The organism is Microlunatus panaciterrae (assembly GCF_016907535.1).
Classification (GTDB): Bacteria; Actinomycetota; Actinomycetes; order Propionibacteriales; family Propionibacteriaceae; genus Microlunatus; species Microlunatus panaciterrae.
On the sequence record NZ_JAFBCF010000001.1, the window covers coordinates 216,216 to 239,826 of the forward strand.

Sequence of the window (23,611 nt, forward strand, 5' to 3'; positions counted from 1 at the left end):
GCGGCCTCAGCAGCGTCCCTGATGAGCCTGACACCACCTGCGGAAGTCGGCGACGTTCTTGTCGTGCACGGCCTTGTCGTTGGTGAACCTGGTCTCCCCGGTGTCCAGGTTGACCGTGACGAAGTACAGCCAGTTGCCGGGGGTCGGGTTGATGGCGGCTTGCAGCGACGCCCGACCTGGGGCGGAGATCGGGCCCGGCGGCAGACCCTTGTGGACGTAGGTGTTGTAGGGCGAGCGGCTCCTGCGGTCCGCGTCGGTGGTGGTGACCTTCTCGCCCTTGTGGACGGCGTAGTGCACCGTCGAGTCCATCTGCAGCCGCATCTTCTTGTGCAGCCGGTTGTAGATCACCCGGGCCACCTTCGGCCGGTTCGCGGGCACGTTGACCTCGCGTTCGATGATGCTGGCCACGATCAGCACCTCGTACGGGCTGTAGCCGAGCTCCCTGGCCCCTCCCTCCAGGTCGATGTCCTTCGCGACCCGGTTGTACTGGCCCACCATCTGCTTCAGCACGGTGGTCGCCGAGGCGTTTCCGGTCAGCTCGTAGGTCTCCGGGAACAGCAGGCCCTCCGGGTTGTTCCCGGCGTACTTGGGCAGCCCCAGCGCCTGCGGCTTCTTCAACGCAGCCTGGTAGTCGGCCTTCTTGATCTTGGTGCTCTTCACCAGCGAGTCGATCTGGTCACTGAGCCGGAGCCCCTCGGTCACCGTGAACTGGCTGCGCACCTGCGACTCCGACGGGTTCAGCAGCCTCCGCAGCGCCTCGACGGCCGGCAGCTGGGTCTTCAGGGCGTAGGTGCCGGCCTGCAGGCTGCTGGAGCGCTGCTCGTTCTGGACCGCCCGGTCCCAGGCCTTGACCGACTTGATCACGTCCTTCTCCAGCAGGATGTCGCCGACGTCGTCCAGCGACGAGCCCTTCGGGATGGTGACCGTGACCGGGTCCTTGCCGGCGCCGACGTAGTCGGGGACCTCGCCCAGCGAGGTGAGGAAGGAGGAGGCGCGGTCGTAGACGAAGTAGCCCCCGCCGACGAGCACCGCCAACGCGATCAGCACCGCAAGGCAACCCTTGCTGCGGTGCCCGAACTCCTTGGCAGGGCTCGGCTTGGTCTCCGGCTCGAGGATCGATGACACTAGTGAGTCTCTTCCTGTTGTCCTGCCGCAGGCGGACGTGGGGGGAATTCTGCGGCCGATAGTAACTCGCCGGGTGGCGTGTTCCGCGCCCGTTCGATCTCCAGCGCGTGCTCCAAGATAGCGACCGCGGCCGCCTGGTCGATGATCTGGCGCTGCTCCCGGGCGCGTCTCCCGCTCTGGCTCAGCCGTTGCGCCGCGGTGACCGTGGTCAGCCGCTCGTCCACCAGCCGCACCGGTGGCGGGTCGGCCGTCGAGGCCAGCGCCGCCACCAGCTCGGCCGCATGGGCCCGGGTGCGGACCGCGGCCGGGCCCTCGCCGCCCGACAGCGAACGGGGCAACCCGACGACGATCTCGATCGGTTCGTACTCGCTCACCAGGCCGAGCAGGAGGCTCAGCGCCCGCTCGCCGGCGGCCACATTGCGCACCGGGTAGGCCAGGGTGCCGGAGGCGTCGCAGGCTGCCACGCCGATCCGCGCCTCCCCCCAGTCCAGCGCCAACCGCACACCGGTACGGAAGGTGGTGCTCATCCCCTGCGGCAGCCCGCCCCGCCACCGAGATTCACCACTGCACCGGAGGTCATGACTGCACCCGATGCCCGATGGCGTACTCGACCGCCTTCAGCGCGGCCGGGATCTGGCCCGCGTCATTGCCGCCGCCCTGGGCGAGGTCGTCGTTGCCGCCGCCCCGACCGCCCAAGGTCTCACTGGCGATCCTGACCAGCTCGCCCGCGTTCAGGCCCCGGTAACGGGCACCTTCGGTGGTGGCGACGACCACACTGGGCTTCTCCTGGGTCCCGCCGATCACACAGATGACCGACGGCTGCTGGGCGACCCGGCTGCGGATCTCGAGCGCCAGCGTGCGCAGGTCGCCTCCGCCGACCCCCTCGGCGTGGTGGCCGATGTAGCCGACCCCCCACATGTCGTGGGTCTTCGCGACGATCGAGTCCACCTCGGCCAGCACGCTCTTGCTGCGCAGCGCCGCGATCTCCCGCTCCGCATTCTTGAGCTGAGCCACCATCTTGGTGACCCGGTCCATCAGCTGGTCCGGTTGTACCTTCAGCGCGTCGGTCAGACCGAGCACCAGGGAACGTTCCCTGGCCAGGAACCGGAACGCCTCGATGCCGACGAACGCCTCCACCCGACGTACCCCGGAGCCGACCGAGGACTCCCCCAGCAGGCTGACCAGCCCGATCTGGGAGGAGTGCTGGACGTGGGTGCCACCACACAGCTCGCGGGACCAGAGGCCGCCCATCTCGACAACCCTGACCTCCTCGTCATAGGTCTCACCGAACAGCGCCAGTGCGCCGATCTCCCTGGCCCGGGCCAGCGGCATATAGGTGGCGGACACGTTCAGGTCCTTGCGGATGCCCTGGTTGGCCGCCTCCTCGACCGCGGCCCGCAGGTCCTGACTGAGGCCACTCGGCCAGGCGAAGTCCAGCCGCAGATAGCCGGGCTTGTTGTACGAGCCGCTCTGCAGCGCGGTCGGACCGAGCACCTGGCGCAGCGCAGCGTGCATCACGTGGGTGCCCGAGTGTGCCTGGCACGCTCCGAGCCGCCACTCGGCGTCGACCGACGCGAGCACGTCCTGACCGGTCCGCAGCTCACCCTCGAGGACCCGGACGCGGTGCACGATGAGGCCCTTCACCGGACGCTGGACGTCGACCACCTCGAGCCGCACACCGTCTGCGGTGATGACGCCGGCGTCGGAGTCCTGGCCGCCGGACTCCGCATAGAACGGGGTCTGCTCCAGCACCACCTCGACGGTGCTGCCCTCCCCGGCCGTCTGGGCCAGCTGACCGTCGACGACGATGCCGCGCACCTTCGAGTCGGTGACCAGCTCGGAGTAGCCGGTGAACGGGGTGGTGCCGCGGTCACGCAGCTGCCGGTAGGCCTCGCTGCCCTGGCTGCCGGCCTTCTTCGACTTGGCGTCCGCCTTCGCCCGGTCCTTCTGCTCCTGCATCAGCCGGCGGAAGCCGCCCTCGTCCACGGCCAGCCCCTGCTCAGAGGCCATCTCCAGGGTCAGGTCGATCGGGAAACCGTAGGTGTCATGCAGCTGGAAGGCGCGCTCACCGGTCAGCGTCGACAGCTGGTGGCTCTTGGCGTCCCGGACCGCCAGGTCGAAGATCTGGGTGCCTGCGGTCAGGGTGCGCCGGAACGCGTCCTCCTCCGCGTACGCGATCTGGCTGATTCGGTCGAAGTCCTTCTCGACCTCCGGGTAGGACGCCTTCATCGCCGCGCTGCTCAGCGGCAGCAACTCGTTCAGCACCGGCTCGCGTACGCCGAGCAGCCGCATCGAACGCACGGTTCGACGCAGCAACCGGCGCAGCACGTAGCCGCGGGCCTCGTTGCCGGGGGTCACGCCGTCGCCGATCAGCATCAACGCAGACCGGATGTGGTCACCGACCACCCGCAGCCGGACGTCGTCCGCCCGCTTGGCACCGTAGCCCGTGCCGGCCAGCTCCGCCGCGCGGGCGATCACCGGGAACACCTCGTCGATCTCGTAGAGGTTGTCGACGCCCTGCAGCAGGTAGGCCACCCGCTCCAGCCCCATGCCGGTGTCGATGTTCTTGCGGGGCAGGTCGCCGACGGTGTCGAAGTCGTCCTTGGCCCTAACCTCGGAGAGCTCCTCCTGCATGAACACCAGGTTCCAGATCTCCAGGAACCGGTCCTCGTCGACCACCGGACCACCGTCCGGGCCGTACTCCGGGCCACGGTCGATGTAGATCTCACTGCAGGGGCCGCCGGGGCCGGGGATGCCCATGTGCCAGTAGTTGTCCCGCAGCCCGCGGCGCTGGATGCGCTCCTGCGGTAGGCCGGCGACCTCGGCCCACAGCCGAGCCGCCTCATCGTCGGAGTGCAGCACCGTGACCCAGACCGTGTCCGGGTCGAAGCCGAGGCAGCCGGACTCGGTTGACCCGGTGACCAGCTCCCAGGCGTAGCTGATCGCCTGCTCCTTGAAGTAGTCACCGAAGGAGAAGTTGCCGTTCATCTGGAAGAAGGTCCCGTGCCGGGTGGTCTTGCCGACCTCCTCGATGTCGAGGGTGCGGACACACTTCTGCACGCTGGTGGCGCGGTTGAACGGCGGCGCCTCGGCGCCGGTGAAGTAGGGCTTGAACGGGACCATGCCGGCGTTGACGAAGAGCAGCGTCGGGTCGTTGTAGAGCAGCGGTGCTGACGGCACCACCTCGTGGCCTCGCTGGGCGAAGTAGTCGAGGAAGCGGCGCCGGATTTCGGCGGTGTTCATGAGGGTTCCTTAGTGGTGCGATTCGCGCCCTGAGCCCGGCGGCGTGCCCTGAGACTTCCGAGGGTCCTGCCGCGGTTGCTCACAGCACGCGGGTGTGGTCAGTTGTCGTTCTCGGGAAGGCCGACCGCGTCACGGAGCTCCGCTTCGCGCTCGACCATGGCGGCTCGCACTGTGGCATTGAACTCGCGGATCGACTCCCTGACCCCCGACGCCGACTCCGCGACCCGGTGGCCGAGGGCCTCCGGGCTCGCCTGCTGCAGGTACTGCCGGAGTTTGACCAATCCGTAGATGCCGACACCGGCACCGACGGTGAACCAGAAGAGGCGACGCATCACTTCACCCGCCGTCCCCGCTTCGGCGTGCCGGTGCCCTTGATGGCCTTCCGGATGCCGTAGCTGAACGCAGCGGTCTTGACCAGCGGGCCGCCGAGCGTGGCACTGAACAGCGTCGTCATCTGGGCGGCGTTCTGGCTCACGACGGTCGCGTTCTTGGTCACCGTGGAGACGTCCTCGGTGACGAAGCTGAGCTTCTCGAGCTCACTGTTGGTCGCGCTCACCGTGCCTCGCAGCTCGGTCAGGATGGGTACGCTCTCATGGCCGATATCGCGCACGGCGAGCCGCAGCTCCTCCAGCACCCGTCCCAGCTTCAACAGCGGGACGGCGAACAGAGCCACCAGCACGACGAAGGCGATTGCGGCGATGAGACCGGCGATCTCCCCTACTGACATTTGCGTTCCTTACGGTCCGGACGGCGCCACGCCGGATGTGGGCGATGGGCGTGAGTACTTCTGCTTATCAAGTGTCGACCCTATCGCGGCGGGTCCTCTGCTGCGGAATGCATTCTGAGGATGCCCTCGATGCGCCGCAGCCTATCGACCATCGCCGCCTCCGCACCGCGGGCCACCGGCCGGTAGTAGTCGGCCCCCGACAGCTCGTCCGGCAGGTACTGCTGGGCCGCGATCCCGTGCGGCTCGTCGTGGGCGTAGGTGTAGTCGACACCGTGCCCGTACGTCTTGGCGCCGGGATAGTGCCCATCGCGCAGGTGCGGCGGGACGAGCCCGATCCGCCCCGCCCGCACGTCGGCCAACGCCTCGTCCACGGCCAGCACGACGGCGTTCGACTTCGGGGCGAGCGCCAGCGCGATGACCGCCTGCGCCAGGTTGATCCGCACCTCGGGCATCCCGATCAGCGCCACCGCCTGCGCTGCGGCGACCGCGGTCTGCAACGCGGTCGGGTCGGCCAGGCCGATGTCCTCCGAGGCGAGCACCACCAGCCGCCGCGCGATGAAGCGCGGGTCCTCGCCCGCCTCCATCATCCTGGCCAGGTAGTGCAGCGACGCCTGCACGTCCGATCCCCGGATCGACTTGATGAACGCGCTGATGACGTCGTAGTGCTGGTCACCGTCCCGGTCGTAGCGGACCGCCGCCTTGTCCACCGCCCGCTCGACGGTGCTGGTGTCGATCAGCTCGGAGCCGGTGGCCTCGGCCCCGGCAGCCGACTCCTCCAGATAGGTCAGCGCCCGCCGGGCATCGCCCCCCGCCATCCGCAGCAGGGTGTCGCGGGCCTCGGGATCGAGGGTGAACGCGCGCGCCGTGTCGCCGGCGGGATGGATACCGCGGTCATCGGTCAACGCCCGGTCGATCAGCACGGAGATGTCGTCGTCAGTCAACGGCCGCAGTGTCAACAGCAGGGACCGGGAGAGCAGCGGCGAGATCACCGAGAAGCTCGGGTTCTCCGTCGTCGCCGCGATCAGCGTCACCAGCCTGTTCTCCACCGCCGGCAACAGGACGTCCTGCTGCGTCTTGGAGAACCGGTGCACCTCATCGACGAAGAGCACGGTCTGAACGCCCTGGTTGAGGTCGCGGCGCGCCTGGTCGAGCACAGCCCGGACCTCCTTGACCCCGGCGGTGACAGCCGACAGCTCGACGAACCGCCGCCGGGTGGTCTGCGAGACCACGTAGGCGATGGTCGTCTTCCCCGTCCCGGGCGGCCCCCAGAGGAACACCGACATCGCCGTGTCGCCCGAGGCCAGCCGGCGCAGCGGCGACCCCGCCGCCAGCAGATGCTGCTGACCGACGATCTCGTCGATCGTCCGCGGCCGGAGCCGCACCGCCAGCGGCAAACCGGCCCGGGTCGTGTCGCTCAGACTCCCCCCGTGTCCTGAGCCTGTCGGGCCGTGCCCTGAGCCTGTCGGAGCACTGAGATCACCGAACAGATCCTCACTCATGGCGCCTCCGAGCTTGTCCGAGACCCGCATCCTGAGCCTGACGATCCGTGCCCTGAGCCTGTCGAAGGGCAACCCCTCACGTACGGATGAACGCTCTTCGACAAGCTCAGAGCGCGTGCTTCCGTGTCCTGAGCCTGTCGAAGGGCACCCCTCAGAGCGCGTGCTTCCGGGCCCTGAGCCTGTCGAAGGGGGCCGCGACACAGCAGCATGGTCAGGCTCCGGGTTCCTCGGGCTTGGCGTCGACGCCGGCCTCCTGGCGCTGCTGCGGTGTGATCGGTGCCGGCGCATCGGTCAGCGGGTCCACTCCACCACCGGACTTCGGGAAGGCGATCACCTCGCGGATCGAGTCCGCGCCGGCGAGCAGGGCCACGATCCGGTCCCAGCCGAAGGCGATGCCGCCGTGCGGTGGCGGGCCGTAGTTGAAGGCGTCCAGCAGGAAGCCGAACTTCTCCGCCGACTCTTCGCGGCTCAACCCCATCACCGCGAACACCCGCTCCTGGACGTCGCGCTGGTGGATACGGATCGAGCCGCCGCCGATCTCGTTGCCGTTGCAGACGACGTCATAGGCGTACGCCAGGGCCTTGCCCGGGTCACTGTCGAAGTTGTCCATGGACTCGGGCTTCGGCGAGGTGAAGGCGTGGTGCACCGCGGTCCAGGCACCGGAACCGACCGCGACGTCACCGGCGGCGACCGCATCACCGGCCGGCTCGAACAACGGCGCGTCGACGATCCAGCAGAACGCCCACGCCTTGTCCGGGTCCTGCACAGCGGCCGACTCGTCGATCAGACCGGTCTTGCGGGCGATCTCCAGCCGGGCAGCGCCGAGCAGAGCCTGGGAGGTGTTGCGCGGGCCGGCGGCGAAGAAGACACAGTCGCCCGGCTTCGCCCCGACACGATCGGCGAGCCCGGCCCGTTCGGCCTCGGACAGGTTCTTGGCGACCGGTCCGCCGAGCTCTCCGTCTTCCGTGAAGAGCACGTACGCCAGCCCCCGAGCGCCCCGCTGCTTGGCGAAGTCCTGCCAGGAGTCGAGCTGTTTGCGTGGCTGGCTGGCGCCGCCGGGCATCACCACGGCACCGACGTACGGTGCCTGGAACACCCGGAACGGGGTGTCGGCGAAATAGTCGGTGCACTCGACGATCTCGTTCCCGAACCTCAGGTCCGGCTTGTCGGTCCCATAGCGGTCCATCGCGTCCGCGTAGGTGATCCGTGGGATGGGGGTGCTGATCTCGTGGCCGATCAGCCGCCACAGCGCCACCAGGATCTGTTCAGACAGCTCGATCACGTCGTCCTGGTCCACGAAGCTCATCTCGATGTCGAGCTGGGTGAATTCGGGCTGCCGGTCGGCCCGGAAGTCCTCATCGCGGTAGCAGCGGGCGATCTGGTAGTAACGCTCCATCCCCGCCACCATCAGCAGCTGCTTGAACAACTGCGGGCTCTGCGGCAGGGCATACCAGGACCCGGGCCGGAGCCGGGCCGGCACCAGGAAGTCGCGGGCCCCCTCAGGCGTGGACCGGGTCAGGGTGGGGGTCTCGATCTCGACGAAACTGCGCTCCGCCAGCACCGTACGGGCGGCCCGGTTGACCTCGCTCCGCAGCCGGAGGGCGGCGGCCGGAGCCGGCCGGCGCAGGTCCAGGTAGCGATACCTCAGCCGGGCCTCCTCGCCGACGGCGACGCGCTCGTCGATCTGGAACGGTAGCGGGGCTGCGGCGCTGAGCACCTCGAGAGCCTCGGTGACGACCTCGACCTCGCCGGTCGGCAGGTCGGGGTTGGCGTTACCGGCCGGCCGCTCGTTCACCGTCCCGACGATCTTGATGCAGTACTCGTTGCGGAGGTCGTGGGCGCCGGAGGCGGCCAGCATCTCGTCTCGGACCACCACCTGGACGATCCCGGAGGCGTCCCGCAGGTCCAGGAAGGCGACCCCACCGTGATCTCGGCGGCGGGCCACCCATCCGGCCAGGGTCACAGGGGTACCAGCGTGCTCGGCGCGCAGGCTGCCGGCATCGTGGGTGCGAATCACTCGGTTTCCTTCCAATGGTGCTGTGTGCGTTGGTGCTGTGTGCGTTGGTGCTGTGTGCGTTGGTGCTGTGCATCGTGCGGGGGGGCTCGCGGCGGACCGGGCCAGCCTCTGATCTTAGGCCACCTACCAGCGCCTGCCTGACCGCCAAGGGGCTGGATGGCGATAGACGACACTAACCGGCGTGCCTGACACCCGGCGCCGGCGGCTACTGCCGGACCAGGTCCAGAAAAAAGCGGTGGATACGTACATCGCTGGTGACCTCGGGGTGGAAGGAGGTGGCCAGGATCCGGCCCTGCCGGACCGCGATGATCCGGCCATCCGCTGCGGGGTGGCCGCTCTGCTCCACTCGCCCCAGCACCTGCACCTCGGGACCGGCCTCCTCGACCCACGGCGCCCGGATGAACACGGCATGCACCGGCCCGCCGTCGATCCCTGCGAGGTCGACATCGCTCTCGAACGAGTCGACCTGACGGCCGAACGCGTTGCGGCGCACGGTGATATCGAGCCCACCGAAGGTCTGCTGCCCGGGTCCCCCGTCCAGCACCCGGTCGGCGAGCATGATCATGCCCGCGCAGGACCCGAACGCCGGCAGCCCCGCCCGGAGCCTCTCCACCAGCGGCTCGCGGACCTCGAAGATGCGTGACAGCTTGTCGATCGTCGTCGACTCCCCGCCCGGCAGCACGATGCCGTCAAGGTCCGCCAGCTCACCCGGTCGCCGGACCGCGCGGGTCCTGGCGCCACAGTGGCTGAGCGCGGCCAGATGTTCTCGGACGTCCCCCTGCAGGGCGAGGACGCCGATCAGTGGACCGGTCATTCAGTGCGAGCTCACCAACCGCGGTCGGCCAGCCGGTGCGGCTGCGGCATGTCGCCGGTCCGCTCGCCCGCCTGAGGCGGGGGGACGTTGATGCCCACCATGGCCTCGCCGAGACCGCGGGACACCTTGGCGATGACGTCCGGGTCGTCGTAGAACGTGGTGGCCTTGACGATCGCGGCGGCGCGTTCCGCCGGGTTGCCCGACTTGAAGATGCCGGAGCCGACGAACACGCCCTCGGCACCGAGCTGCATCATCATGGCGGCGTCGGCCGGGGTGGCGATGCCCCCGGCGGTGAACAGCACCACCGGCAGCTTGCCTCGCTCGGCCACCTCGACCACCAGGTCGTAGGGCGCCTGCAGCTCCTTGGCGGCGACGTAGAGCTCGTCCGGCGACAGGCTGGACAGTCGCCGGATCTCGCCGCCGATCTTGCGCATATGCATGGTGGCGTTGGACACGTCGCCGGTGCCGGCCTCGCCCTTCGAGCGGATCATCGCCGCGCCCTCACTGATCCGCCGCAACGCCTCGCCGAGGTTGGTGGCGCCGCAGACGAACGGGACGGTGAACTTCCATTTGTCGATGTGGTTGACATAGTCGGCCGGGGTCAGCACCTCCGACTCGTCGATGTAGTCCACCCCGAGGGACTGCAGCACCTGGGCCTCGACGAAATGACCGATCCGCGCCTTGGCCATCACCGGGATCGACACCGCCGAGATGATGCCGTCGATCATGTCCGGGTCGCTCATCCGGGAGATGCCACCCTGGGTGCGGATGTCGGCGGGCACCCGCTCGAGGGCCATCACCGCTACCGCGCCGGCGTCCTCGGCGATCTTCGCCTGGTCGGGGGTGACGACGTCCATGATGACGCCGCCCTTGAGCATCTCGGCCATTCCACGCTTGACCCTGCTGGTACCGGTCGGGGTCGGGTGGGCCGGCGAACCGCCGTTGGCGGAGGTGCTGGTAGTCGGGGTGACGGGGGTCTCGGCGCTGGCGGGAGCGGGAGAGGATTGGGACATGACAACCTTCTGACGGTGCTGGTAGACGGATCGATCCTACGCCCAGCCGACGGCAGCCCCTACCGCCCGGGGGCGGTGGCGGCCGCCTGCCGCAGCCGCTGCACCGCCAGCGTGCAGAGTCCGGCGATGATGATGGCGCTCAGGTTGATCAGCAGCTGCAGTGCCGACCCGGCAGCCTCATTCCAGACGCCGTACGCGATGGCCACCGCGGCGTTGGAGGCAGCCGGGATGGTGGTGACCGAGATCAACACCCCGACCAGCGCCCCCGACTTCGCCGAGGTGAGTGACAGCATGCCGGCGATCCCGGCCAGGAAGGCGATCACCCACGACAGTGCATCGGGCCGCCAGATGAAGTCGGTCAGCGGTCGTTTCGCCAGCAGCATGCTGCGGTCCACCAGGCCGACCGCGTCCAGTACGAGGGTGCTCAGCACGGTCGCCACCAGTCCGACCGCGAACCCGACCACCAGAGTGACCGCAGCACGGCCGATCATCCCCCGGTGCCGACGGACCAACCCGACGCAGAGGGCGGCCAACGGGCCGAACTCGGGACCGACCACCATCGCGCCGACGATCAGGATCGGCTGGTCCAGCAGCACCCCGAAACTGGCGATGATCATGGCCACCACCATGAAGGCGAGATAGGTGATCGACAGCCGGGTCTCTTCGCTCGTCTTCTGCTCGATCTCCTCCCAGACCACCGCGTCGCTGCCGAGTCCGGGCACCGCCTTCTCCGAGCGATCGGCCTGCTCCGACATCGAGACATCGACCTCCTGCACGGTGATGGCACCGTGGTGGAGCAGGCCGAGCGACCGAAGTTGATCAAGGACTTCGCTGGTGCCCTCGCGGGCCGTGTCGCAGACGATCACGTCGCCGGCGGGGTTTCGGGCAGCGCCCTCCCACAGGACGATATTGGCCACCGCCGGATGATCATCGAGCAGAGCCATGGTGCGCTCGGTGAACGACACCGGCGTGATGACCCGGACCTGCATCATGGTCGGAACGCCGATCCGGCCCCCTCGAGGGCCTCCTCGCTGACCGGGAGCCGACCCTTGTGCACCGCCGCTACCAGCGCGGCATGGTCAGCCTCGGTCTGGTCGGCATACGACTGGGCGAATCTGCAGAGGGCCCGGTCGACCTTGTCCGCCGAGCCGACGTACCCGGCGATCATCGACGCCCCGCTGGTGCGAGCATGGCCCTTGGCCAGCAGATGGCCGACGATGCCGGCGTAGTCGGTCAGCGCCGCTGCGTCGATCTGGTTCAGCGGGATGGTGCCCTTCATATTGCGGAACTGCCGGACGTAGAACTGCAGCCCGTCGATGGTGGTCCAGCCGAGCAGCGGGTCGCTGACCGTCTGCAGCGCCTGCTGGTACTCGACCACCCGCTGCCCCTGGTGCTTGTGCCAGGCCGAGTCGCCGTGGACATACCTGCCCAGCACCGAGCGCCGGGCCTGCTTCAGCTGCAGGAAGACGACGTCGTCGGAGCTGCTGCCCTCCAGCAGCGCGACGTAGGCGCGCAGCCCGACGCTGCCTACTCCGACCACCTTGTGTGCCAGGTCGACCAGCGTGTAGCCGCCCAGCGCCCGGCGCCAGTGCGGCGCCAGGGTGAGCAGGTACTCGTCGAGCGCCTCGGCGATCCGGTCGGCGTGCTCGTCGCTGACCCGGGTGATCAACGGCGGCTCCTCGACGATCCGACGGCCACCCTCGTGCTCCCGGGTGAACCGCGGGAGCGCCCGGTCGCTGGTCCTGCTGCGGGCGCGTCGGGCCGACCTGGCGATCTCCTTGTGCAGCGACTTCTCGGTCACCGTCTCGTGCAGCCGGTGCACGTCCAGGCGGTTGTACGAGCGCGTCAGCAGCGGCTGCTCGGCCAGGAACCGGACCTCTTCCCGGTAGGCGGCCACGCAGGAGGCGACCGAGTCCTCGCACTGCTGCTCACTCCGACCGTTCTCGCGCCCGGCAACCCAGATGCTCGCGACCAGCCGGCGCAGGTCCCACTCCCAGGCGCCCGGGTGGGCCTCGTCGAAGTCGTTCAGGTCCAGCACCAGCTCAGCCTCAGGCGAGGCGTAGAAGCCGAAGTTGCCCAGGTGCGCGTCTCCGCAGATCACCGGAGTGATCCCGGTGGAGGGCAGGTGGGCCACGTCCTCTGCCATCACCACCGCCGTGCCCCGGAGGAACCCGTACGGTGAGGTCACCATCCGGGCCACCCGGACCGGGACCAGCCACTCCAGTCGTCCCTGGTGCGACTCGATGATCTGCGCCACCGGGTCGGGCCGGTCGTGGGGCGGCTGCCACAGCGCCAGGCTCTTGCGTGGCACCTGACGGCGCAGCCCGCGCCCCATCTCGTAGCGTTCCTTCCGCGAGCTCGGGCGTCGCCGCAGGGTGTAGTAGGACTCGCTCTCGGCGGAGGCGATGACCGTATGGGTATTGGGCACCGTATGGGTATGGGGAATGGCGGCCATCGTTACTCCTGGCTCGATGCTGGGTTGCCCCGATTGTTGCGTCTCACTCGTCCCAGTTCTCGACGACCCGGGGGCGCAGGTCTTCGCTCGGCGGTTGCCAGCTGGCCGGGTCGGCGCCCACCTGGTCACCCGAGCGGATGTCCTTCACCTCGTCATTTGCGCCCGCGCCGAACCAGACGTACGGGATCGAGCGCCGGTCGGCGTAGCGGATCTGCTTGCCGAACTTGTCCGCCTTGGGCGCCACCTCGGTCGGGATGCCGCGCTGCCTGAGCTGGCTGGCGACCGCCACCGCGGCTGCCCGGGTCTCCTCCGCGTCGACCGCCACCAGGACGCAGGTCGGCACTGGCCGGGTGACGGTCAGCCGCTGCTTGCCGAGCAGGGGCGCCAGGATCCGGGTCACCCCGACGCTGAACCCGACGCCCGGATAGGTGGTCCGGCCGTCGCTGGCGAGTGCGTCGTAGCGGCCCCCGGAGGCCACCGACCCGAGCGACTCGTAGCCCTGCAGCTCGGTCTCGTAGACGGTCCCGGTGTAGTAGTCCAGCCCGCGGGCGATCTTCAGGTCGGCGACGAGCCGACCCGGTGCGTACCGACCGGCGGTCCGGACCAGCTCGGCCAGCTGCTCCATCCCGGCCTCCAGCTCGTCGGTGTGCACACCGAGCCGCCGCACCTCGTCGACGAAGGTCTCGTCGGCGGAGGAGATGGTGGCCAGCGACACGCACGACTTGGCCTGCGCCTCCGTCAGCGACGCCTCGCTGACCAGCAGCTCGCTGACCCGGTCCGGGCCGACCTTGTCCAGCTTGTCCACGATCCTCAGCACCGCAGCGGTGTCGCCGATCTCCAGACCGGTGTAGAAGCCCTGCGCCAGCCTGCGGTTGTTGACCCGCATCAGCACCGGCGGCAGGCCCAGGTCGGTGTGCAGCCGCTCCATCGCGTCCAGCGCCACCAGCGGGATCTCCACGTCGTGGTGGGCCGCCAGCTCACCGGAGCCGACGATGTCGATGTCGGCCTGGGTGAACTCGCGGTAGCGCCCCTCCTGCGGCCGCTCACCGCGCCAGACCTTCTGGATCTGGTAGCGCCGGAACGGGAACTGCAGCTGACCGGCGTTCTCCAGCACGTACCGCGCGAACGGCACTGTCAGGTCGTAGTGCAGGCCCAGCTCGTCCGGGACGCCGTCGTCGGCGTGGATCCGGCGGACGGTGTAGACCTCCTTGTCGATCTCACCGCCCTTGGTCAGCGTCTCGACCGGCTCGACCGCCCGGGTCTCGATCGAGGCGAAGCCGTGCAGCTCGAAGGTCTCCCGCAGCCGGTCCAGCACGAACTGCTCCACCATCCGGGGCCCGGGCAGGAACTCCGGAAAACCCGACAGCGGCTTGGGGCGACTCATAGGGCATCTTCCTGCAGGTAGGGGTTCGTGGCCCGTTCGCGGGCCATGCTCGTCTGCGGTCCGTGACCGGGAAGAACCACCACCGAGTCCGGCAGGGGCAGCACCTTCGACCGCAGACTTCTCAGCATGTCGCCATGGTCTCCGCCTGGCAAATCAGTTCTGCCGATCGAGCCCGCGAAGAGCACGTCACCGGAGAACACCAGCGAGTCGACCTCGTCGTCGTTCGGGTAGGCCGTCCGATACATCACCGAGCCCGGGGTGTGCCCGGGGGCGTGGACGGCGCCGAGGTCGAGACCGGCCAGCTCCAACCGGGCACCGTCGGTCAGCTCGCGCACCTCGTCAGGCTCGACGAAGCCGGCCGAGGTGCCGGTGATCTGCTGCAGCATCGCTTGCGTCTCGGGGCCCATCGCTCGCAACGGGTCGCTGAGCAGCGCGCGGTCGTCGGGATGGATCCAGGCCGGCGCGGCATAGCTGCTGCACACCGGGGCGACGCTGAACATATGGTCCAGGTGGCCGTGGGTCAGCACCACAGCCACAGGTTTGAGGTGCTGTTCGGCCACCACCTCGGCCACTCCGGCGGCCGCATCCATGCCTGGGTCGATCACGATGCATTCGGCTCCGGGCTGGGTGGCCAGGACGTAGCAGTTCGTCTGCCACGGGCCAGCGGGAAAAGAGGCGATCAACACAACCTTGAGACTATCGGGCAGGATTGTCCCATGAGCGAAGACGCAAAGGCCGAACACCTGGAGACCCCGGCACCGGGACCCGGCTCCTTCGGTCGAGTCGAACCTGACGGCACTGTGTACGTCCGAACAGCCGATGGGGAACGCAGAGTGGGCCAGGTGCCCGATGTCGGCCCGGACGAGGCACTCAGCTTCTTCGTCCGCCGGTTCGAGGCCCTGGAGCTCGAGGTGTCGCTGCTCGAGACCCGGATCAAATCCGGCGCCCTGTCACCAGATGATGCGGGCTCGGCCATCAAGACCGTCCGTACGGCCGTCACCGATGCACACGCGGTCGGTGACCTGGACCGACTGCTCGCGCGGTTGGAGGCGCTGTCGCCGATGATCGCGGAGCAACGCGCCGCGCGCCGGGCCGAGCGGGCCAAGCAGAACGAGGAGGCTCGGGCGGCCAAGGAGAAGTTCGTCGAGGAGGCGGAGAAGCTGGCCGCCGGCAACGACTGGCGCGGCGGGGTGAACCGGTTCCGGGCGCTGCTGGAGGAATGGAAGGCTCTCCCCCGGCTGGACCGGGCCACCGACGACCGGCTGTGGCACCGCTTCTCCAGTGCGCGGACGACGTACACCCGGCGCCGCAAGGCGCAGTTCGCCCAGCAGGCCGAGCAGCGTGAGGGCGCCCGGGCGACCAAGGAGAAACTGGTGGCCGAGGCCGAGGCGCTGGCCACCTCGACCGACTGGGGACCCACGACGGGCGCCTACCGGGACCTGATGACCCGCTGGAAGGCGGCCGGCCCGGCGCCGCGCGGCCTGGACGACGCGCTGTGGAAGAGATTCCGCGCAGCGCAGGACACCTTCTTCGCGGCCAAGCAGGCCACCTTCGAGGAACAGGACGCCGAGTTCAAGGTCAACCAGGACGCCAAGGAGGCGCTGCTGGTCGAGGGCGAGGCGCTGCTGCCGATCACCGACCTGGATGCCGCCAAGGCGGGCTACCGCGACCTGCTGGAGCGCTGGACGGCCATCGGCAAGGTGCCGAGGGACGCCATCAAGCCGCTGGACAGTCGGCTGCGGGCGATCGAGTCCGCCATCAAGCAGGCCGAGGATGAGCAGTGGCGGCGGACCAACCCGGAGGCCCGCGCCCGGGCGGAGGACACCGCAGCCAAACTCGAGGCCCAGATCGAGGCGCTCGAGTCGAAAGCGACCCGGGCCGAGGCCCGCGGCGACCAGAAGGCCGCCAGAGAGGCGACCGAGTCCGCCAATACCTACCGCGAATGGCTCACCCAGGCGCAGAAGGCCGTCAGCGACTTCAGCGGATAGCCGCGGCTCGACAGACCCCCGCGCCGCCCGTCCATCGTCCCGTACGCCCTCCGCACCCGTACGCCCTTGGTCCCGTACGCCGGTCGTCCCGTACCCGTACGCACGCCGGACCCTCAGGGCGCGACGCAGCCAGGGAAACTGTCACATGGCTCGGCAAATTTGCCGAGTCATGTGACAGTTTCCCAAGTTGACTTGGGAAACCGACACCGGTCAGCGCGAGAAACCGACACCCCGCAGGGCACCGGGCTACTGGTTGATGCGGTAGACGTCGAAGACGGCCGGGACCTGGCGGACCGCCTTCAGGACGTGATCCAGGTGGGTGGGGTCGGCGGTCTCGAAGGTGAACTTCGCCTTGCAGATCCGGTCCTTGCTGGTGTTCAGGGCCGCCGACAGGATGTTCACGTGCTGGTCGGAGAGCGACCGGGTGATGTCGGAGAGCAGCCGGTTGCGGTCCAGCGCCTCGACCTGGATCGCGACCAGGTATGAGCTCTTGGCCGTCGGCGCCCAGGTCACCTCGATCAGCCGTTCCGGCTCCTGGCGCAGGTTGTCGGCGTTGACACAGTCGGTCCGGTGCACCGACACGCCGGCGCCCCGGGTCACGAAGCCGAGGATCTCGTCGCCGGGCACCGGGGTGCAGCACTTGGCCAGCTTGACCCACAGGTCGGAGGCGCCCACCACCTGGATGCCGGCGTCGTCGCCGCCACCGGCACCGGACCTGCGGCGGCCGGTGACCACCCGGTCCTCGCTGGTCTCGTCAGCGGCCGCGTCCTCGCCCCCCTCGACCAGGATCAGCCGGTTGACCACGGCCTGGGCTCCCACCGTGCCCTCGCCCACCGCCGCATACAGCGCTGTCACGTCGGCCAGCTTGAAGTAACCGGCCACCGCGGTCAGGTGCTCGAGGGTCAGCAGCCGCTGCAGCGGCAGGCCGGCCTTGCGCATCTGCCGGGCCAGCGACTCCTTGCCCAGCTCGATGGACTCCTCGCGGCGCTCCTTGGTGAAGTGATGGCGGATCTTGTTCCGGGCCCGCGGGCTCTTGACGAAGCCCAGCCAGTCCCGGCTCGGCCCGGCACCCTCCGCCTTGGAGGTGAAGATCTCCACCACATCGCCGTTGGCCAGTGCCGACTCCAGCGGCACCAGCCGCCCGTTGACCCGGGCGCCGATGCACCGGTTGCCCACCTCGGTGTGGATGGCGTAGGCGAAGTCGACCGGCGTCGAGCCCGCCGGCAGCGACATCACGTCGCCCTTCGGGGTGAACGCGAACACCTCGTTGGAGTTGATCTCGAACCTGAGCGAGTCGAGGAACTCCCCCGGGTCGGCGGTCTCCCGCTGCCAGTCCAGCAGCTGGCGGACCCAGACCAGGTCACCGCCGTCGCCCCTGGCCGGCGACGGGGTGTCTCCCTTGGTCTCCTTGTACTTCCAGTGCGCCGCGACGCCGAACTCGGCCCGCCGGTGCATCTCGTCGGTGCGGATCTGCAGCTCCACCGGCTTGCCCTGCGGTCCGAGCACGGTGGTGTGCAGCGACTGGTACATGTTGAACTTGGGCATCGCGATGTAGTCCTTGAACCGCCCGGGCAGCGGGTTCCAGCGGACATGCATCACGCCGAGGGCCGCATAGCAGTCCCGTGGGCTCTCGACCAGGATCCGCAGGCCGACCAGGTCGTAGATGTCCTGGAAGTCGCGGCCACGGACGACCATCTTCTGGTAGATCGAGTAGTAGTGCTTCGGTCGACCGGTCACCGTCGCCTTAATCTTGGCCGCCTTCAGGTCGGCCCGGACCTGGTCGATCACCGAGGAGAGGAACTGTTCCCGGGACGGCGCCGCCTCGGCCACCAGCCGGACGATCTCGTTGTACACCTTGGGATGAAGGGTGGCGAAGGACAGGTCCTCCAGCTCCCACTTGATGGCGTTCATGCCGAGCCGGTGGGCCAGCGGGGCGAAGATCTCCAGCGTCTCCGAGGCGATCCGCGCCTGCTTGTCGGGCCGCAGATAGTGCAGCGTACGCATGTTGTGCAGCCGGTCCGCGAGCTTGATCACCAGGACGCGGATGTCCTTGCTCATGGCAACGACCATCTTGCGGATGGTCTCCGACTTCGCCGACTCGCCGTACTTGACCTTGTCCAGCTTGGTGCAGCCGTCGACGAGCAGCGCCACCTCCTCGCCGAAGTCCTTGCTCAGCTGGGTCAGCGTGTACGCGGTGTCCTCGACGGTGTCGTGCAGCAGGGCCGCGCAGAGGGTCGGCTCGGTCATCCCGAGCTCGGCCAGGATGGTCGTCACCGCCAGCGGGTGGGTGATGTAGGCGTCGCCGCTCTTGCGGAGCTGACCACGGTGATACCGCTCGGCGGTGCGGTAGGCGCGTTCGATCACCGCCAGGTCGGCCTTGGGGTGGCTGGCGCGGATGACCTTGAACAGCGGGTCGAGCACCTCGACCTGGGGCCGGGTGGTGCCGAGCCGGGCCAGCCGCTGACGCATCCGGACCCTGGGCTGCTCGGGTCCGGTAGCGAGACGTACCGGGATCGCGACGCTGGAGGACTCCTGGACCGCAGGCGCAGCACCGGACTCCGGCGGGCTGTCAGCGCTCGTCGGTGACACCTCCGGCGCAGTGGTCGGAGTGACGGCGGTACCTGGTTCGCTCAAGCGACGACCTCATTCCGTGGGAGTCCCCAAGTCTAGTGGTGCCTGCGCACCTGTCACTCCCTAGGGTTTCAACGCCCTCGTCGACCCCCGAATTCCCTACGCTCCCCGCCGGAAGGCAGCGGTGCTGCCGCCTGGTCGGACCTGCGGACCACCACCAGCTGGTCGCCGGTCTCAAGCCGCGCCACGGTGGGGTCGTAGAACCGTCGCAGGGTCTTGTTCCGGACCACGGCCACGACCCGTTCGCCCATCACCTCGCCCGGTGACTTGCCGACCTCGTCGGCGGTGACCTGCCGCTCGGACACCTCCAGCCCGTCTCCGGACGACAGCAGGTCCTCGATCACGGTGCCCAGGTTGGGGCTGACCGCGGACAGCCCCAGCAGCCGGCCGACCGCATCCGAGGAGGTGACCACGGCGTCGGCGCCGGACTGGCGGATCAGGGTCGCATTGTCCTGCTCGCGGACGGCCACCACGACATGTGCGCTCGGGTTCAGCTGGCGTACGGTCAGCGTCACCAGGATCGCCGAGTCGTCCCGGTCCAGCGTGATGATCACCTCGCGGGCCTTGCTGATCTCGGCCCGGCGGAGGATGTCCCGACGGGTGGCATCGCCCTCGATGGCGGCATAGCCGCCGATGTTGGCGTCGCTGATCGCCGACGGCCGGCCGTCGATGATGACCACCTGTGCCGGGTTGCAGTTGTTCTTCTCGAGCGTCTTCACGGCGGCCCGGCCCTTGGTGCCGTAGCCGACGACGACGATGTGATTGCGCATCCGCTTCCTCCAACGTGCATCGCGGAACACCCGGCGACCTTCGTTCGCCAGCACTTCCAGTGTGGTGCCGACCAACAACACCAGGAACAGGATCCTCATCGGCGTGATCAAGATGGCGTTGATGATCCGGGCGTGGGTCGCCACCGGGGTGATGTCACCGTAGCCGGTGGTGGTGATCGTCACTGTGGCGTAGTAGATCGCGTCGACCAGGCTGACCACATGGTCGGCGTTGTTGTCCTGGTAGGCGCCGCGGTCGAAGTAGACCAGGCCGACGGTGATCACCAGCAGCCCGAGCGCGAACAGCGCCCGTCGCCCGAGCTCCCGGGTCGGCGTGGAGGTGCGCGCCGGCAGGCTGACCAGTGCCTGGTAGCCCCAGGCCGGCCTGCTGCGACCTTCCTCGCTGTTCATGACGATCCGAAGCGCAGCAGCGCGTTGACGGTGTCGATCCCCTGCGCGGTCAGGTAGTCGCGACCGGAGAGGAAGGTCAGCTCCATCAGTACGGTGACGGCCACCAGCTCTGCGCCAAGCTGCTTGAGCAGTCCGGCGGTGGCTCCGACCGTGCCGCCGGTCGCCAGCACGTCGTCGACCACCAGGACCCGAGCCCCGTCGGCGATGGCGTCGGCGTGGATGGTCAGGGTCTCGGCGCCGTACTCCAGGTCATAGCTCTGTGCCAGGGTGTCACCGGGCAGCTTGCCGGGCTTGCGCACCGGAACGAAGCCGGCGCCCAGTGCCAACGCGACCGGTGCCCCGAAGATGAATCCGCGCGCCTCCATCCCCACCACGACGTCGATGTCGTCCGGGGAGATCTCGACCATGCCGTTGACCGCCTCGGCGAAACCGCCCGGGGAGGCCAGCAGCGGGGTGATGTCCTTGAACACCACGCCGGGCTGCGGGAAGTCGGGGATGTCGCGGATCAGCCGGCTGAGCCGGTCTGCGGCGCTGGGGCTCATCACTACTTCTTCCGCTGGCTTCGCGGTCGGTGCTGAGGCTGCGGCCGTTTGGCGGCGGCGTCGTCGAGCGGCCTGGTCCCGACCGCAGGGGTGCTCCCGGTCCGGGTGACGGTGATGGGGATCTTCGAGCCGCCCTCGGCCGGCTGCTCCGGCGTCGTCGACTGCTCGACGCTGCCCTCGCCGGCCTCCTCCGCCTGCTTGGCGGCCAGCCGCTCGCGGTATCCCTGTGCTCCGGACGCTGACGAGGCGCTGCGCCGACTGGCTGCTGCAGTCCGGCTCGCCCCGGCCCGCTCGGCTGCATCGGTGCTGGCTCCGGTCCGGGCTGTCTCCTTGGCCCGCCGGTTCTCGACCCGCTTCCGGAGCTTGACCATCTCCGGCTCGCGTTCCTTCATCTGGGCCAGCAGCGGCGTCGCGATGAAGATGGACGAGTAGGCCCCCGACACCATACCCACGAAGAGCGCCAGCGCCAGGTCCTTCAGCGGCCCGGTGCCGAGGATGGCAGCTCCGGCGAACAGCAGCGCCGCCACCGGCAGTACGCCGATGACCGTGGTGTTGATCGACCGGACCAGCACCTGGTTGACCGCCAGGTTGGCACCCTCGGAGTAGGTGCGGGTGGTGCTGGAGCGGATGTCGCGGACGTTCTCGCGGACCTTGTCGAAGACGACGACGGTGTCGTAGAGCGAGTAGCCGAGGATGGTCAGCACGCCGATCAGGGTTGCCGGACTGACGGTGAACCCGACCAGGGCATAGATCCCGACCGTCAGCACCAGGTCGTGCAGCAACGCCACCAATGCAGCGATGGACATCTTCCCGTTCCGGAAGTAGGCCCAGATCACCAGCGTGACCAGGACCAGGAAGACCACCAGCGCGATCAGGGCCTTGTCGGTGATCTGCTTGCCCCACGAGGCACCGATCAGGCTGTAGGCGACCTCCTCGCTCTTGATCCCCACCTCCTTCGCGATCGCCCCACGCACCTTCGCCACTTCGTCCACGTCGAGGGTGCGGGTCTGCACCCGCACCGTGTTCGTGCCGATGGTGGTGACCGAGGCCTCGCCCAGGTCGGTGACACCGGACGCCTCGACCGCATGCCGGACGTCGTCGACGGTGCTGTGGGTCACGCTGACCGGAGCCTGGAAGTCGGCACCGCCCTTGAACTCGATCCCCCAGGAGAGGCCCCGCAGGCCGAGGGAGGCCAGCGCGACCACGATCAGGATGGCCGAGACGAGATACCAGCGACGCCTTCTGCCGACGAAGTCGTAGGAGATCTCCCCCGTGTAGAGCTTGTGCCCGACGTTGGACAGTTTGGACATCAGGCCTCCACTACTTCGGGATCCGTCGCAGCGGCCCGCCCCTTGCGGGGTCGCCTGCCGGGCAGCTCCTTGACCCCCAGGTGAGCCGGGTCGAGCCCGGACAGCCGGTGGCCGCCGCCGAAGAACTTCGTCCGGGCCAGCAGCGTCATCAGCGGCTTGGTGAACAGGAACACCACCGCAACGTCGATCAGGGTCGTCAACCCGAGAGTGAACGCGAAGCCCTTCACCGAGCCGATCGCGAGCACGAACAGGACCACTGCGGAGAGCATCGAGACGGCATCGGCGATCAGCACCGTCTGCCGGGCCCGGCGCCAGCCGACCTCGACGGCCGAACGGAGACTGCGCCCGTCGCGAACCTCGTCCCGGATCCGTTCGAAGTAGATGACGAAGCTGTCGGCGGTGACGCCGATGGCCACGATCGCGCCGGCGATACCCGGCAGGTTCAGCGCGAACCCGACGGAACCACCGAGCAGCACCATGGTGGCGTAGGTGATGGTGCCGGCAACCAGCAGCGAGGCGACGACGACGATGCCCAGGCCGCGGTAGTACAGGAAGCAGTAGCCGACCACCAGGATCAGGCCGATCAGCCCGGCGATCATGCCAGCGCGCAACTGCTCACCGCCCAGGGTGGCCGAGACGTTGGACACCTCGGAGATCTCGAACGACAGCGGGAGGGCGCCGTATTTCAGGACGTTGGCGAGCTCCTGGGCCGACTGCTGGTTGAAGTTGCCCGAGATCTCGGCCTTGCCGCCGGGGATCGCCGCGCTCACCGACGGCGCGGAGATGGACTTCCCGTCCAGCACGATGGCGAACCGGTTCTGCGGGTCCTGACGGGTGGCCAGTACGCCGGTCGCGTTCTGGAACGCCTTCGCCCCGGAGGAGTCGAACTCGAGGTTGACCACCCAGGTGAGCTGCCCCTGCGGTACGCCGGCACTGGCCGACGTCAGCTGGTCACCCTTGATCAGGGTCGGGCCCAGCAGGTACTTCTCGGTGCCCTCCCGGTTGCAGGCGAACAGCGGCTGGTCCGACACGTCGGGGAACTCGTCTCCGCACTTGTACGTGGCGAACTCGCTGTAGTCGTTCTCGCTCGGCTGGAAGTTGATGGCCTTGTCGGGGGCGGTGCCCTTGCCGGCCTCCGTCGGGCGGGGCGTCTTCGGCGCGGGCGGCGCCGTCGGCAACTGCGGCGCGGGGCGGCCGTTTCCGGTCGCGGAGGCGCTCGGCCGGGCCGAGGCAGTGGCCGACCCACCGGGGGCGGCAGACGCACTGGCGCCGCCTCCCGGCTGGGTCGACGCGCTGGCGCCGGCACTCGGGCTGGGACTGGCCTGGACGGCGGGCTGGACCGGTTCGGCGGCGTAGACGGCGCGGAACCGCAGCACGGCGGTCTGACCGACCAGCCGGACGAGCTCGTCCTGCTGAACGTTCGGCACGCTGACCACGATCTGGTTGTTGCCGGCGGTCGTCACCTCGGACTCGCCGACGCCGAGGCTGTCCACCCGGTTCTGGATGATGGTCCGCGCCTGCTCCAGGCTGTTCGGGTCGACATCACCGGCACCGCTGGTGTTCGAGGCGGTGAGGGTGATGGTGGTTCCGCCCCGCAGGTCGAGGCCCAACTTGGGGGTCCAGGACTTGGTGAACGCCATCAGACCGACCAACGCGACGACCACGATCAGCAGCGCCACCAGAGT

General features: G+C 68.9%; 19 protein-coding genes. 1 reads left to right on the forward strand and 18 read right to left on the reverse strand.

Going from position 1 to position 23,611, the window contains the following annotated elements; all coding sequences use genetic code 11:
- Window positions 1–6: 6 nt before the first annotated feature.
- From mltG to JOE57_RS01035, 13 genes are all read right to left on the reverse strand, one after another.
- The gene (gene mltG, locus JOE57_RS00975) at window positions 7–1,125 is read right to left on the reverse strand and encodes an endolytic transglycosylase MltG (protein WP_204915984.1); all 1,119 of its coding nucleotides are present in this window, start codon (window positions 1,123–1,125) and stop codon (window positions 7–9) included.
- Complete coding sequence (gene ruvX / locus JOE57_RS00980; RefSeq protein WP_204915985.1) at window positions 1,125–1,652, reverse strand: Holliday junction resolvase RuvX; 528 nt, start codon at window positions 1,650–1,652, stop codon at window positions 1,125–1,127. The genes mltG and ruvX overlap by 1 nt, the downstream gene beginning before the upstream one ends.
- 49 nt (window positions 1,653–1,701) lie before the next feature.
- A complete protein-coding gene (alaS, locus tag JOE57_RS00985) occupies window positions 1,702–4,368 on the reverse strand; it encodes an alanine--tRNA ligase (protein ID WP_204915986.1) in 2,667 nt (888 codons plus the stop codon).
- Between the two features lie 98 nt (window positions 4,369–4,466).
- A complete protein-coding gene (locus JOE57_RS00990; protein WP_204915987.1) occupies window positions 4,467–4,700 on the reverse strand; it encodes a DUF6167 family protein in 234 nt (77 codons plus the stop codon).
- Entirely contained in the window at window positions 4,700–5,095 is a 396-nt protein-coding gene (locus JOE57_RS00995) for a DUF948 domain-containing protein (RefSeq protein ID WP_204915988.1), read from the reverse strand. The genes JOE57_RS00990 and JOE57_RS00995 overlap by 1 nt, the downstream gene beginning before the upstream one ends.
- A gap of 80 nt (window positions 5,096–5,175) precedes the next feature.
- Window positions 5,176–6,594, reverse strand: coding sequence for a replication-associated recombination protein A (locus JOE57_RS01000; protein ID WP_204915989.1), 1,419 nt, complete (start codon window positions 6,592–6,594; stop codon window positions 5,176–5,178).
- A gap of 211 nt (window positions 6,595–6,805) precedes the next feature.
- Complete coding sequence (aspS, locus tag JOE57_RS01005; protein ID WP_204915990.1) at window positions 6,806–8,611, reverse strand: aspartate--tRNA ligase; 1,806 nt, start codon at window positions 8,609–8,611, stop codon at window positions 6,806–6,808.
- A 205-nt stretch (window positions 8,612–8,816) separates the two neighbouring features.
- The gene (gene pdxT, locus JOE57_RS01010) at window positions 8,817–9,425 is read right to left on the reverse strand and encodes a pyridoxal 5'-phosphate synthase glutaminase subunit PdxT (protein ID WP_204915991.1); all 609 of its coding nucleotides are present in this window, start codon (window positions 9,423–9,425) and stop codon (window positions 8,817–8,819) included.
- An 11-nt stretch (window positions 9,426–9,436) separates the two neighbouring features.
- A complete protein-coding gene (pdxS, locus tag JOE57_RS01015) occupies window positions 9,437–10,438 on the reverse strand; it encodes a pyridoxal 5'-phosphate synthase lyase subunit PdxS (RefSeq protein WP_275588287.1) in 1,002 nt (333 codons plus the stop codon).
- Between the two features lie 59 nt (window positions 10,439–10,497).
- On the reverse strand, window positions 10,498–11,430 hold the full coding sequence (locus JOE57_RS01020; protein ID WP_204915992.1) for a DUF389 domain-containing protein: 933 nt from the start codon (window positions 11,428–11,430) through the stop codon (window positions 10,498–10,500).
- Window positions 11,427–12,893 (reverse strand): DUF2252 domain-containing protein, encoded by a 1,467-nt coding sequence (locus JOE57_RS01025; RefSeq protein WP_204915993.1) that lies wholly within the window; start codon window positions 12,891–12,893, stop codon window positions 11,427–11,429. The genes JOE57_RS01020 and JOE57_RS01025 overlap by 4 nt, the downstream gene beginning before the upstream one ends.
- Window positions 12,894–12,936: 43 nt before the next feature.
- Entirely contained in the window at window positions 12,937–14,277 is a 1,341-nt protein-coding gene (gene hisS / locus JOE57_RS01030; protein WP_204915994.1) for a histidine--tRNA ligase, read from the reverse strand.
- A complete protein-coding gene (locus JOE57_RS01035; RefSeq protein WP_204915995.1) occupies window positions 14,274–14,963 on the reverse strand; it encodes an MBL fold metallo-hydrolase in 690 nt (229 codons plus the stop codon). Before JOE57_RS01035 ends, hisS begins: the two co-directional genes overlap by 4 nt.
- A 30-nt stretch (window positions 14,964–14,993) precedes the next feature.
- On the opposite strand from JOE57_RS01035, the gene JOE57_RS01040 reads away from it, so the two are divergent.
- Window positions 14,994–16,265 carry a DUF349 domain-containing protein gene (locus tag JOE57_RS01040; protein WP_204915996.1) on the forward strand — a complete coding sequence of 424 codons (1,272 nt, stop codon included), beginning with the start codon at window positions 14,994–14,996 and terminating at the stop codon, window positions 16,263–16,265.
- A gap of 246 nt (window positions 16,266–16,511) precedes the next feature.
- On the opposite strand, the gene JOE57_RS01045 is transcribed toward JOE57_RS01040, so the two are convergent.
- The 5 genes from JOE57_RS01045 to secD all read right to left on the reverse strand — a co-directional run bounded on the left by JOE57_RS01045 (window position 16,512) and on the right by secD (window position 23,566).
- Window positions 16,512–18,734 carry a RelA/SpoT family protein gene (locus tag JOE57_RS01045; RefSeq protein ID WP_204920118.1) on the reverse strand — a complete coding sequence of 741 codons (2,223 nt, stop codon included), beginning with the start codon at window positions 18,732–18,734 and terminating at the stop codon, window positions 16,512–16,514.
- Window positions 18,735–18,967: 233 nt separating this feature from the next.
- Entirely contained in the window at window positions 18,968–20,080 is a 1,113-nt protein-coding gene (locus JOE57_RS01050) for a potassium channel family protein (RefSeq protein WP_420827694.1), read from the reverse strand.
- Complete coding sequence (locus JOE57_RS01055) at window positions 20,071–20,616, reverse strand: adenine phosphoribosyltransferase (protein WP_204915998.1); 546 nt, start codon at window positions 20,614–20,616, stop codon at window positions 20,071–20,073. The genes JOE57_RS01050 and JOE57_RS01055 overlap by 10 nt, the downstream gene beginning before the upstream one ends.
- 2 nt (window positions 20,617–20,618) lie before the next feature.
- On the reverse strand, window positions 20,619–21,926 hold the full coding sequence (gene secF / locus JOE57_RS01060; RefSeq protein ID WP_204915999.1) for a protein translocase subunit SecF: 1,308 nt from the start codon (window positions 21,924–21,926) through the stop codon (window positions 20,619–20,621).
- A complete protein-coding gene (secD, locus tag JOE57_RS01065) occupies window positions 21,926–23,566 on the reverse strand; it encodes a protein translocase subunit SecD (RefSeq protein ID WP_239579032.1) in 1,641 nt (546 codons plus the stop codon). Before secD ends, secF begins: the two co-directional genes overlap by 1 nt.
- Window positions 23,567–23,611: the final 45 nt, after the last annotated feature.

Excerpts from the sequence above, each read along its gene's own strand:
- pdxT (WP_204915991.1), bottom strand. The coding sequence starts at position 9,425 with ATGACCGGTCCACTGATCGGCGTCCTCGCCCTGCAGGGGGACGTCCGA.
- JOE57_RS01045 (WP_204920118.1), bottom strand. The coding sequence starts at position 18,734 with ATGCGTCAGCGGCTGGCCCGGCTCGGCACCACCCGGCCCCAGGTCGAG.
- JOE57_RS01040 (WP_204915996.1), top strand. The coding sequence starts at position 14,994 with ATGAGCGAAGACGCAAAGGCCGAACACCTGGAGACCCCGGCACCGGGA.
- JOE57_RS00995 (WP_204915988.1), bottom strand. The coding sequence starts at position 5,095 with ATGTCAGTAGGGGAGATCGCCGGTCTCATCGCCGCAATCGCCTTCGTC.
- JOE57_RS01055 (WP_204915998.1), bottom strand. The coding sequence starts at position 20,616 with ATGAGCCCCAGCGCCGCAGACCGGCTCAGCCGGCTGATCCGCGACATC.
- JOE57_RS00990 (WP_204915987.1), bottom strand. The coding sequence starts at position 4,700 with ATGCGTCGCCTCTTCTGGTTCACCGTCGGTGCCGGTGTCGGCATCTAC.
- JOE57_RS01000 (WP_204915989.1), bottom strand. The coding sequence starts at position 6,594 with ATGAGTGAGGATCTGTTCGGTGATCTCAGTGCTCCGACAGGCTCAGGG.
- secD (WP_239579032.1), bottom strand. The coding sequence starts at position 23,566 with ATGGCGTTCACCAAGTCCTGGACCCCCAAGTTGGGCCTCGACCTGCGG.
- secF (WP_204915999.1), bottom strand. The coding sequence starts at position 21,926 with ATGTCCAAACTGTCCAACGTCGGGCACAAGCTCTACACGGGGGAGATC.
- pdxS (WP_275588287.1), bottom strand. The coding sequence starts at position 10,438 with ATGTCCCAATCCTCTCCCGCTCCCGCCAGCGCCGAGACCCCCGTCACC.
- JOE57_RS01020 (WP_204915992.1), bottom strand. The coding sequence starts at position 11,430 with ATGATGCAGGTCCGGGTCATCACGCCGGTGTCGTTCACCGAGCGCACC.
- hisS (WP_204915994.1), bottom strand. The coding sequence starts at position 14,277 with ATGAGTCGCCCCAAGCCGCTGTCGGGTTTTCCGGAGTTCCTGCCCGGG.
- ruvX (WP_204915985.1), bottom strand. The coding sequence starts at position 1,652 with ATGAGCACCACCTTCCGTACCGGTGTGCGGTTGGCGCTGGACTGGGGG.
- JOE57_RS01025 (WP_204915993.1), bottom strand. The coding sequence starts at position 12,893 with ATGGCCGCCATTCCCCATACCCATACGGTGCCCAATACCCATACGGTC.
- alaS (WP_204915986.1), bottom strand. The coding sequence starts at position 4,368 with ATGAACACCGCCGAAATCCGGCGCCGCTTCCTCGACTACTTCGCCCAG.